Annotated in this window: 5 protein-coding genes and 1 pseudogene; 3 read left to right on the top strand and 3 right to left on the bottom strand. The window is 60.8% G+C overall.

All coding sequences use genetic code 11. The features are described from left to right. Positions 1 to 13: 13 nt before the first annotated feature. Positions 14 to 718: a calcium-binding protein gene (locus V1278_RS14935; protein ID WP_442894649.1), complete on the bottom strand. Its 705-nt coding sequence runs from the start codon at positions 716 to 718 to the stop codon at positions 14 to 16. After that, on the bottom strand, positions 715 to 5,247 hold the full coding sequence (locus V1278_RS14930) for a beta strand repeat-containing protein (RefSeq protein WP_334381276.1): 4,533 nt from the start codon (positions 5,245 to 5,247) through the stop codon (positions 715 to 717). Before V1278_RS14930 ends, V1278_RS14935 begins: the two co-directional genes overlap by 4 nt. Before the next feature lie 986 nt (positions 5,248 to 6,233). Here V1278_RS14930 and V1278_RS14925 point away from each other — a divergent pair. After that, positions 6,234 to 6,893: a hypothetical protein gene (locus V1278_RS14925; RefSeq protein ID WP_334381275.1), complete on the top strand. Its 660-nt coding sequence runs from the start codon at positions 6,234 to 6,236 to the stop codon at positions 6,891 to 6,893. Positions 6,894 to 7,495: 602 nt separating this feature from the next. Here V1278_RS14925 and V1278_RS14920 read toward each other — a convergent pair. After that, positions 7,496 to 7,882 (bottom strand): response regulator, encoded by a 387-nt coding sequence (locus V1278_RS14920; protein ID WP_334381274.1) that lies wholly within the window; start codon positions 7,880 to 7,882, stop codon positions 7,496 to 7,498. A gap of 504 nt (positions 7,883 to 8,386) precedes the next feature. Here V1278_RS14920 and V1278_RS14915 point away from each other — a divergent pair. Together V1278_RS14915 and V1278_RS14905 are read left to right on the top strand one after the other, a co-directional pair. Beyond that, a pseudogene (locus V1278_RS14915) lies at positions 8,387 to 9,418 on the top strand (transposase); the annotation flags it as partial. A gap of 550 nt (positions 9,419 to 9,968) precedes the next feature. After that, a complete protein-coding gene (locus V1278_RS14905; RefSeq protein ID WP_442893655.1) occupies positions 9,969 to 12,014 on the top strand; it encodes a PAS domain S-box protein in 2,046 nt (681 codons plus the stop codon). Positions 12,015 to 12,337: the final 323 nt, after the last annotated feature.

Raw genomic sequence — 12,337 nt, 5'->3', positions numbered from 1 at the left:
CCGACGCCGCCCGTCAGGCCGTCAGGCCGTCATTGCCAGTACCGCCAATCAGCGTGTCGTTGCCGCCTGCCCCGTTTAGCGTGTCATTGCCGTCGCCACCGGCGAGTTCGTTGGCAGCGGTACTGCCGGTCAAGGTATCGTCGAACGCGGATCCCGACAGATTTTCGAACCCGCTCAGGATGTCGGTACCGGCGCCAACCGTGTTCTGCGCAGTCGTCAATGCAAGGCTGACCGTGACCCCTGCTCCGGCGTGGAGATAGGAAACCGTATCGGTGCCCGCACCACCTGCGAGCGTGTTATTGCCGCCGTTGCCCTCCAGGGTATCGTTCTGGCCAGAGCCAGTCAGATTCTCGATTTCGAACAGCGTGTCGCCTTCGGCATCACCGCCGCTGCCGACGCCCATTGCCAGACTGACATTCACGTCGGCGAGCGATGCGGCATAGGTCGCCGTATCCGATCCGGCACCACCATCGAGATGGTCGGCGCCGGCAAGACCGGCAAGCACATTGTTGCCGTCGTTGCCGACCAGGATGTTGTTTTCGGCATTACCCGTCGCGTTCACATTGCCGGTTCCGACCAGCGACAGATTTTCGACATTTGCGCCGAGCGTGTAACTGATCGACGAATGAACCGTATCGCTTCCCTCGCCCGCCGCCTCCGTCACTACATCGCCGGTGCTATCGACGACATAGACGTCGTTGCCGGCGCCGCCGATCAGCGTATCGTTGCCAGCACCACCATCCAGGATGTCGTTACCTTCAAAGCTGGTAATGCGTTCGTGCCGGCCGAGCCGGTCAGCACGTTGTCAAAGTGAGAACCGGTGAGGTTCTCGATATTGGTCAGCGTATCGCCTTCGGCATCACCGCCGCCGCCAACACCCGTCGTCAGATTGACATTGACGCCTGCAGCCGACGCTGCATAGGTCGCGGTGTCGGTACCCGCGCCACCATCGATGGCGTCGGCTCCCCCAAGACCAGCGAGGATGTTGCTTCCGGTGTTTCCGGTGATGATGTTGCTGTCGGCATTGCCGGTGCCGCTGAGCGCGCCGGCTCCCGTTAGCATCAGGTTCTCGAGATCATCGCCCAGCGCATAGTTCATCGACGACTGGACTGTATCAGTGCCTTCGTTGACCGCCTCGGTCACGACATCGCCGACGTTATCAACAATGTAGGTGTCGTTGCCGGTACCACCGATCAGCGTGTCGGCGCCGGTGCCGCCATTCAGCGTGTCGTTGCCCGCCCCACCGGTCAGGACGTTGGCCGCCGTGTTGCCGGTCAGCGTGTCGTCGAAGGCAGAGCCCGTCAGGTTCTCGAAGCTGCTCAGCGTATCGGTGCCGGCGCCGACCGTGTTCTGCGCCGCCGTCAGCGCCAGGCTGACTGTGACCCCGGCCAGCGCATTCTCGTAGGACACCGTGTCAATCCCGGCACCGCCGGTAAGCACGTTGTTAGAGCCGTCACCTTCCAGCGTATCATTCAGGCCCGAGCCGGTCAGATTCTCGACGTTGGAGAGCGTGTCGCCATCGGCATCGCCGCCGCTGCCGGTACCCGTGGTGAGGCTGACATTGACGCCCGCGAGCGATGCCGCATAGGTTACCGTATCGGTGCCGGAGTTGCCGATCAGCGTGTCGGCGCCGCCAAGGCCGGCAAGCACGTTGTTGCCGACATTGCCGGTGATGACGTTGTCGTCCGCGTTGCCGGTGCCGTTGAGGTTGCCTGTTCCGGTCAGGGTCAGGTTCTCGACATTAGCGCCAAGCGTGTAGCTGATCGAGGATTGAAGCGTATCAACGCCTTCGTCGGCCACTTCGGTGACAACGTCTCCCGCATTGTCGACGACATAGGTGTCGTTGCCGGTGCCTCCGATTAGCGTATCGGCGCCTGCACCACCATCCAGAATGTCATTGCCTTCAAAGCTGGTTATGACGTTGGCGCCCGAAGAACCGGTCAGGACGTTGTCAAAATGCGAACCAGTCAGGTTCTCGAAGGTGCTCAGCGTATCGGTGCCGGCGCCGATCGTGTCTTGTGCTGTGGTCAACGCAAGGCTGACCGTAACGCCAGTCACAGCGTGCCCATAGGATACCGTATCGTTGCCGGCGCCGCCGGCAAGCACGTTGTCGCCGTCATTGCCTTCGAGGGTGTCATTCTGGCTAGAACCGGTCAGATTCTCGATGCTAATGAGGGTATCGCCCTCAGCATCACCTCCGCTGCCGGTACCCGTCACCAGGCTGACATTGACGCCTGCCGAAGAGGCGGCGTAGGTCGCGGTGTCGGTGCCCGCACCGCCGTCAAGGAGGTCCGCCCCCCCGAGGCCGGCAAGAACATCACTGCCGTCAAGGCCAAGGATGATATTGGCGCCCGCATTGCCGGTCAGGGTGTCGTTGAATTCCGAGCCCGTGAGATTCTCGAACCCGGTCAGCGTATCGCTGCCGGCCCCTCCCGTATTCTGCGCATTGGTTAGCGCCAGGCTTACGGCAACGCCAGCCAGCGTGCGCTCATAGGTGACCGTGTCGGTGCCGGCGCCGCCTCCCAGCACGTTGTTGCCGCCACTGCCTTCCAGCGTGTCATCGAACGCCGAACCGGTCAGGTTCTCGATATTAGCGAGGCTGTCAGCCTGGGCGTCGCCGCCGCTGCCAAGCCCGGTCGTGAGGCTGACGTTGACGCCTGCAGTTGATGCCGCATAGGTCGCCGTGTCGGTCCCTGCGCCGCCATCAAGACTGTCGGCGCCGCCGAGACCTGCGAGGACATTGCCGCCGCCGTTGCCAGTGATGACATTGTTGTCGGCATTGCCGGTGCCGCTGAGTGCGCCGGTACCCGTCAGCGTCAGGTTTTCGACATCATCGCCGAGTGTATAGCTCACCGAGGACTGAACCGTGTCCGTCCCTTCGTCCACTGTCTCCGTCACCACGTCGCCGGTATTGTCGACAACATAAAGATCGTTGCCGGTGCCGCCGATCAGCGTATCGGCGCCCGTGCCGCCGTTCAGCGCATCGTTACCCGCTTCGCCGCTCAGGACGTTGGCGGCCGTGTTGCCGGTCAGCGTGTCATCGAAGGCAGAACCGGTCAGGTTCTCAAAACCGCTCAGCCTGTCGGTGCCGGCACCTACCGTGTTTTGTGCCGTCGTCAGCGCCAGGCTGACTGTGACCCCCGCCAGCGCATGTTCATAGGACACCATGTCCGTGCCGGCGCCACCGGCGAGCACGTTGTCCCCGCCGTCGCCTTCAAGCGTGTCGTTCAGCGCTGATCCGGTCAGGTTCTCGATATTGGAGAGCGTATCGCCTGCGGCATCGCCGCCGCTGCCGGTGCCCGTGGCCAGGCTGACATCGACGCCCGCAGCCGATGCGGCATAGGTCGCCGTGTCGTTACCGGAATTGCCGATCAGCGTGTCGGCACCGCCAAGTCCAGCAAGGACGTTGTTGCCGACGTTGCCGGCGATGACGTTGTCGGCCGCATTGCCGGTGCCGTTGAGATTGCCGGTCCCGGTCAGGGTCAGGTTCTCGACATTGGCGCCGAGCGCGTAGCTGATTGAGGATTGAACCGTGTCGGTTCCTTGGTCTGTAGCCTCGGTTACCGCATCTCCGGTGTGGTCGACGACATAGATGTCGTTGCCGGCACCGCCGATCAGCGTGTCCGCGCCTGCACCGCCGTCAAGGATGTCGTCGCCTTCAAAGCTGGTAATGACGTTAGCGCCCGACGAGCCGGTCAGGAAGTTGTCAAAATGAGAACCCGTGAGGTTCTCGAAGCTGCTCAGCGTATCCGTGCCGGCGCCGACCGTGTTCTGCGCGGTCGTCAGCGCAAGGCTGACCGTGACGCCGGCCGCGGCATGCTCGTAGCACACCGTGTCGAAGCCGGTGCCGCCGGCCAGCACGTTGTCGCCGCCATTGCCTTCCAGCGTGTCGCTCTGGCCTGATCCGGTCAGATTCTCGATGCTGATTAGCGTGTCGCCTTCGGCGTCGCCGCCGATGCCGGTGCCGCTCACCAAGCTGACATTGACGCCAGCCGAAGAGGACGCATAGGTCGCGGTGTCGGTACCCTCACCGCCATCGAGGACGTCCGCACCGCCAAGGCCGACCAACGTATCATTGCCGTCAAGGCCAAGGATGATATTGGAGTCCGCATTGCCGGTCAGAGTGTCGTTGAATTCTGAGCCGGTGAGGTTCTCGAACCCGTTCAGCGTGTCCCTGCCGGCGCCTCCGGTGTTCTGCGCACTGGCCAGCGCCAGACTGACCGCGACGCCAGCCAGCGCGCGCTCATAGGTGACCGTATCCGTTCCGGCACCGCCGGCGAGGACGTTGTTGCCGCCATTGCCTTCCAGCGTGTCGTCAAATGCAGAACCGGTGAGGTTCTCGATATTGGCAAGGGTATCGCCCTCGGCGTCGCCGCGACTGCCAAGCCCGGTCGTCAGGCTGACATTCACCCCGGCAGCCGAGGCCGCATAGGTCGCGGTGTCAACGCCAGTATTGCCGATCAGCGTGTCCGCTCCACCGAGTCCGGCAAGCAAATTATTGCCGCTGTTGCCCGTAATGACATTGTCGGCAGCGTTGCCGGTGCCACTGAGATTGCCGGATCCCAACAGCGTCAGGTTCTCGACGTTGTCGCCGAGCGTATAGCTGACCGAGGACTGGACCGTGTCGATTCCCTCATCCACGACTTCGGTGACGACGTCACCGACGTTGTCGACGACATAGCTATCGTTGCCGGTGCCGCCGATCAGCGTGTCGGCACCCGTGCCGCCGTTCAGCGTGTCATTGCCGGCGCCGCCGCTCAGGACGTTGGCTCCAGTATTGCCGGTCAGCGTGTCGTCGAACGCAGAGCCGGTCAGGTTCTCGAAGCCGCTCAGCGTATCGGTGCCGGCCCCAATAGTGTTCTGCGCCGTTGTCAGCGCCAGGCTGACCGTGACCCCAGCAAGCACATGCTCGTAGGACATCGTGTCCGTGCCGGCGCCGCCCACGAGAACATTGTTGCCTCCGTCGCCTTCCAGCGTATCGTTCTGGCCCGAGCCGGTCAGATTCTCGATGCTGACGAACGTATCGCCTTCCGCGTCGCCGCCTGCGGCGGCGCCGATCATTAAACTGACATTCACTCCTGCGAGCGAAGCCGCGTATGTCGCGGTGTCGGTACCAGTCCCTCCGTCCAGAAGGTCTGCGCCCCCAAGACCTGCAAGGACGTCATTTCCTCCCAACCCGAATATCTGATCATCACCGGCAGTACCGTTGCGCGTATCGTTTCCATTGGTGCCGTTGATGATCGCCATTGCGAAATTCCTCATAAAAAAGGGCGCAAGAGTTCATGCCGCGGCATGCCTTTGCGCACGACGCAGCTCACGAATCGAATACCCAGATTGATTTACGGCGGCTGAGCCCCCAGCCAAAATGAACCAGTAAGTGAGTTAAATCGATTTTCTTCCTATAATTTCTCCGATGGTAGGAGAAAGGAGATTGTCTCGTCAAGCGGGGCGCTACGTTGTCCGTCGATCTCTCTGCCCAGATACCGCAACATAGGGGCCCGTAAAGCTACGGATCGCGATTCTCTGCAGCCAGCCACCAATCACGAGCTGCTTTGAGAGGACGCCTGATGTTCGGATCTTCCGAGCCCGTTTCAGCTTCATATAGCTTGCGAGTTGCACCTGATATCCGGACTTCAGCCGCTGGACTCATTCGCTAAATGCCTTGCGGCAGTGCGAGCAGACTGCTGTGCGACCGTTGATCCGCACAACGCCGCTATCACGAAGCAAATAGATCGATTCCCATCGACGACGCGGTCGAAAGTGCTGGCCGACCTGTGGCATTTCAGCGGCGACAACTTCCGTAAACTCACGCTCGAACTCGGTCGCAGCGGCGACACTACATGCTGCTGCTCAACGGGCGCGCCGCCTGATCTAAGGCCTGTTTCGCATCAGACGAGCCAGTATCATCATCTGCCATCGTGAGCCGCATCCGTCGGTGCACCATGTGACTGAATTCAGATCTAGTCTAGTGTAGAGAGCGGTTTCGATCGCGATCACGCCACAAAAGTCCTCTCTTTTGTCGGTCACTCAGAGCATCCACGGTCGGTCGTGACGCACCGCAAGAATGCAAATGAAATGAAGAAGAGCGCGCGGATCGCGGGGTTGGCTTCCCGATCGAACAGATTGTCTGATCACCCCCCAGACTCGGCTCTAGGTGCCGTCGTACTTCGCCAGGATCACCTTCCTCCAGCTCGCTATCGTCGCCCTCGTCCTTCGGTTCGCGATCGATCGCCATGGTTCTCGGTATCGTCGAGAAACCAGATAAGCCAGCCAATCTCGTCTCTGACCTCCTTACGGAGCCTGCCGATCGCTGGGAAAATGTCCTGCGGCGAAACGTCGACTTGGCGTCGAGTAGGCTTACATGCCGGAGCAGCCCGCATCACCACCTGCTGGTCAAGAAAGAGCGAAACGAAGCGGCAGTCATTGTCCACGCCCTTTCTTGGCAGGTTGCGGCGGGTTGGGCGGCGCTGCCGCATTCGATCCTTGAAGGATGTCCACGCGAGCGGAAAGCCCTCCCATTGTTCCGAAAGCAACTAACGCCCGCCCTGCACCGCCGATATCTGCCGCTCGAGACCGCTGATCTGTTCCGCGACACGCTGCTGTTCTGTCCGAAGCTCCTGGATCGTTTGCTGGAGATTAGCCACAGCTTCTCTAGCCGTCTTGTCGGCGATCTCCGCACCCGCAGACAGTTCAGCCTTGGGCTGAACAACAGCTACTGGCGAGGAATCGTATCCAATACGATTGCTGGCCCAAAGCACTGCAGCGACGGCAACCGCGAGAAGAAGAAGGAGAATCCACGGCAGTATGCGGCGCGGTCGTCTTGGCTCGCGGTCGACGCGATTACTTGGGGTGAAGTCGCTAATCCAGCTAGTAAACCGACAACGATCGATTAGTTCCCATCACTACGAACCGGTGATAAGCGCGGCGTCGCTTTCGCCTGACCCTCGCCTCCGATTGGCTGTTCCCGAGGCGGAGAAATGTCAGAGCGTTCTTCAGGTTGGGGCCGCGAACTCAACGAGTCGATCGCGTTGCCGCACCTACGCAGGCTCGCCAGCTTCCGCGATGCCGCAACCTATAGGCTGGATTTGTCCGCCAAAGAACGCCAATTGCCGGAATGGCAAGTCGCGGCCGAAGCTCTGCTGCTGGTGGTGAGTTCGGCGGCCACGGCGGCGGCGAAGGGTGGCGTGCATCCGCTTTGTCGGCCCGAGCATCGTCAGGCCGCCTGGCGTAACGCTTACTTCTTCTGCTCCTTCAACAGATCCATGTTTTGGTCTTCGAGCCAGGCCTCGTGCGGTTCGATGCTCAGTACGCGAACGAGCCGCAAACAGCTATTCTCTTTGCGCGAAGGACCGCCACCTACCGGGCAGACGCGCTTAAGAAACCGGTATCTATTCAGGCCGGTGGTGCCGGAACATTGCCGTACCGCATCACATTGCCAGCCCCCGGCACCCCGGTTCGCTCGAGCGACCGGGGTGTTGCTGTTTCTGCTGCGGCTCTACGCTGTCGGCGTGCCCATATTGAGCAGATTGGAAACGGCGGTGACAAGCTGAGCGGGCGCGAACGGCTTTTGCAGAAGAACGCTGTTGGGGACTCCTTGCGACGCCCATTCGTCCGCAGCCGCTCCCGTCATGTAGACGACCGGAAAGGCAGGGACTTTTTCCCTGATCTGCCTCGCGACCTCCCAACCGCTCAAGCTACCCTTCAAGCTAACGTCGGTGACAAGCGCCTTGTAGTTCTTGCGTCCGCTCTTGAACAAGGTCAGGGCTTCTTCCGCAGAGGAGAGAATATCGGTTTCAAAACCGCCTTCGGTAAGCGCATCTTCAACGATGCCCTGCACCTGATATTCGTCCTCAATGACGAGAATTAGAGGCAACTCGGACACGATTTCCTCGCGCTTGAGGGCATGAACATATGTAGGGGTCGGTGTGCCCTTGGTTCAAAAGTGGATGTTAGCCGAGTGTGACTCTCGCCGAGGGTCGACCAGGCGATCATGGTGCTATACTTGGCTTGAGATCGCCTGTTCGCGTTGCCGCACACCGCGTACCATCGACTTTGCATCGCTCCCACACGTGCCAGCTACCTGCGTGCACCACCTCGCCAGCCGACTTCGCTTGCGAGAAATGCCGCAAGGCCGGCAAGCGTCCGTCGGCGGAGCTGCGGCAACGGGCGAAGCGGCGGCGTCAGGAGCCGGAAGCAACACCATGAGCGAACTCACCCGCCGCCCGCGCGCCTAATACCGCCGACTGCTGGCTGATCTTGTTTGGCGACGTCCAGGTTGGCACCATCAGCCGGCGCGCCGGCGTTCCGGCGACGGCGGAACAATGGGTCGGCGCTGCGGCTTCGTACCGCCAGCGCATCTGCGCTCACGCGGGTACCGCTGAAGACTTTCTGCGAGGGAGATGTTTTTCGCCGCGTGTTCGAACGGGTCGTCGAGGCGTGCATTGCGGCCGGACTAGTTGGCGGTGAAGGCTTCGCCGTCGATGCGAGCCTGATTGCGGCCGATGCCGACAAGCAGCGCTCGATCGCTGGTCAGGATTGGCGCAAGGATCGCGATCCGGCAAGGTCAAGCCGCGCTGTGAAGGAGTATCTGGCGACCCTTGACGATACGGCGTGGGGCGCCGCCAGCGAGGTTGTCCCGAAGTTCGTCTCGCCATCTGATCCTGCAGCGCAGTGGACCGGGGCTCACAAGGGGCCGGCATTCTTTGCTTGCTCCGACAACTATCTCATCGATGTGAAGTTCGGCGTTATCGTTGACGTCGAGGCCTCTCGCTCCATTCGGCAGGCCGAAGTCGGCGCGGCAAAGACCATGATCGAGCGGACAGAGGAGCGCTTCGGCCTCAAGCCAGAGCGGCTTGTCGGCGATACGGCTTACGGTGCGGCTCCGATGCTGAACTGGCTGGTCGAGGAGAAGGGCATCGCGCCACACATCCCCGTGTTCGACAAATCGAAGCGGGACGATGGCACCTTCTCGCGTGGTGACTTTCGATATGACCCGACGAGCGACGTTTATCACTGCCCTGCGGGTAAGACCCTGACTACAACCGGGACATTGGTGAATGACGGAACCACGCTGCTCTATCTGGCGAGGAAGCATGATTGCGACAGCTGCGAACTCAAATCGTTATGCTGTCCGAAGGTTCCGTTTCGCAGGATTCCGCGCGACATCCATGAGCACGCCCGAGACGTTGCCCGGTCTCTCGCGGACACCGAAGCCTTCGAGCAATCACGGCGTGAGCGCAAAAAGATCGAGATGCGGTTCGCCCACTTGAAGCGTATCCTGAGGCTTGGTCGGCTTCGATTGCGCGGGCCTCAAGGTGCTCAGGATGAATTTGTTCTGGCCGCAATAGCTCAGAATCTCCGACGGTTCGCTTCGCTGGTCGCTCGACCACCACCCACTACGGCTCTGTGTGCCGCGTAGCGTTGGAGTTGCGTAAACCGCGTAACGGCCGGCAGATCAAAGCCGGTCATCCTAAGCCGAATGCTCACGGTCATCCATCGGCCGTGGCCGACTTTTGCAACAAAATCGGCCAAGAGCGGAAGTCGGAATCATTCGATCACCTCGTCGGGGCTCAGTCTGAAAGAAGCCGCCAACCGAGGTGGTTTTCTGTTCGTTCAAGTAGAGGGCAGTTCTACTTCCCTGATAGTCGCCGCCTGGCGCGTGAGTAGTGCCTACCGACCATGATGGTTCTTGTCTCCCGATACGGGTCCGAAGGCGGGTACATTAGGTTGGTTCCAATTCGACGTTGTTTCTAGCGAGCGGTCAGAGATAATCCCGCGTCAGAGTGCGAAGGTCTAGCTACTCCCATACATAAGTATAGTGGTCACGCGATATGCCCTGATCGATCATTCGCTGCTGGGACGAAGAGCTACCGGCATCCAATGCTCAAGACCGGTTGGGGAGGCAATCTGCCGCTGCGGGACGCGCAGCGGCGAGCTACTCGTCCCAAAATATGATTCGATGAGATCAATTGTTCTCGGCAACAGAATCGACCATGCCACATCCTGCTCAATTACCCTCTGAGATCGTCAGCAAGTGGCAGGAGATCGTGGATCTACTTGCCGAGATCGTGCACGTCCCTTCCGCGTTGATCATGCGGGCAGAGCCGCCCAGCATCAAGGCCTTCCTATCAAGCAATGCCAAGAGGGATCCTTGGGGCGTCGTGTCGCCCGATACGGGATTCTGTTGCGAGACCGTGATGAAGACCCGCCAATCGCTGCTTATCCCTGACGTCCGCGAGGACGAACGGTGGAAGTTGTGCCCTGACAGTAATCTGAGATTGATTTCTTACCTTGGTGTTCCGATCGCTTGGCCCGACGGCGAGATGTTCGGAACTCTCTGTGTTTGTGACAATAAAAGGAACGAGTATAGCGGGCTTTACATCAGACTCATGCTGCTGTGGCGCGACGTATTGGAGGCCGACTTGGAAACGTTGGCAGCGCGCCAGCGTGCGGAAGAGGCGCTGCAGGAGAGCCAGGAGCGCTTTCGCATCCTCATGCAATTCTCCTTCGGGGTGTACTGGGAGACCGACGCTCAGCATCGCTTTATCCGCCAGGAGTTCGCCGACCGCCTTGCCGACGCGCCGGCGCCGGGCTCCGAGATCGGTAAGACGCGCTGGGAAGTGCCGTACCTGGAGCCGGACGCAGAGGCCTGGCGCAAGCACCGGGAGACGCTTGATGCGCATCTCCCGTTCCGCGATTTCGAGCTCGCCCGGCCGACGTCCGGCGGCGGCAAGCGCTACGTGTCTGTCTCGGGGCTCCCGGTGTTTGACAAGGCGGGGCGCTTCGTCGGCTATCGCGGCGTCGGGCGGCACATTACCGAGCGCATGCGCACCGACCAGGCGCTACGGGAGAGCGAGGCGCGTTTCCGCACCTTCGTAGACCACGCGATCGACACGTTCATGCTTCACAACCAGGATGGAATTGTTCTCGACGTGAATCGAAACGCCTGCGAAAGCTTGGGCTATAGCCGGGACGAACTGATCGGGATGACTCCGTTCGATTTCGATGCGGATCTGAACACAGTGACGTGGCAGCGTTACGGCGATCGCCTCAAAGCGGGGGACATCGTAACGTTCGAGAGTCGCCATCGCCGAAAAGACGGCACGGTGTTCCCCGTCGAGATTCGCGTGCGAGAGTTCTGCCAAGACGGCGGCCGGCGACTGTTCATTTCCCTAAGCCGGGACATCACCGAACGTAAGCGAGCCGCTGAGGCTTTCCGCGAGAAACAGGTGGAGCTGACGCACGCCAGCCGTGTCGCAACGATGGGCCAGCTTACCGCCTCGGTCGCCCACGAAGTCAGCCAGCCCATCGCCGCGACGCTTACCAATGCCCAGGCCGCGCTGCGCTGGCTCGGTTCTCAACCTCCGAATCTGGAGGAGGTGCGACAGACGCTTGCTCGCATTGTCAATGACACCAAGCGAGCCGGCGAGGTGATCAATCAGATCCGTGCCCTCATCAAGAAAGCACCCGCGCGGAAAGATAGCATGGACGTCAATAACACTATCCTCGACGTCATCGCCCTGACCCGAAGCGAAGTGCTCAGACATGGCGTCTCGCTGCAAACAGACCTCGCGACCGGCTTGCCGCTCATCAAAGGCGTTCGCGTCGAGCTGCAACAGGTAATTCTCAACCTGATCCTCAATGCGGTCGAAGCAATGAGCTGCCTCAACGAAGGGGCGCGGGAGCTACGAATCAGCACTAACACGGATATCTCGAACGGTGTGCTTTTCGCGGTGCGGGATACCGGTCCGGGGCTGGACCCGACGAGTGAGGATCGCCTCTTCGAGGCATTCTACACCACCAAGCCGGACGGCATGGGTATGGGTCTATCCATCTGCCGTTCGATCATCGAGACGCACGGAGGGCGGCTGTGGGTCACCGCGAATGAACCGCGGGGCGCAGTGTTTCAGTTCACCCTGCCTCCCGAACAAGACGAGCCCGCCGCGCGCGCGATGGTTGGACCGGATCCCTCCATGGCACCACTGCGTGCCGAAACGCCATTCACGGTAGCGTAGTCGCGCGCCGTGTCGATTTCCCAAAGCAATCGTGCGTCGGCAGTGGCCTAGGCGCGCAGATAACCGCTTACCTCGCCCGAGAAGACAACTCCAGCAATCTCGCGTCTGACAAGCAACGAAAAAAGAGGATTGTCGCTAGACCGCTGGTGCGTCCGGGACCAGTACGGCCAGGGTCAATGTCCGCTCCGCAATTGCCGCGTTGGATCCCGCGCTTGACCACGTGGCGAGGTCGTCGGTAGCGGCTGTAGCGTATAACCTTAGCGCTGATTATTTATGGGCTTCTCCTGAAGGCTCTTCAGCAAAGTTCCGAAAGTGGCCCGCAC

This window comes from Bradyrhizobium sp. AZCC 1577, from assembly GCF_036924575.1.
Classification (GTDB): Bacteria; Pseudomonadota; Alphaproteobacteria; order Rhizobiales; family Xanthobacteraceae; genus Bradyrhizobium.
Note: the sequence above shows the minus strand (reverse complement) of the source record. Positions and strands in the feature narration are given on the sequence as shown.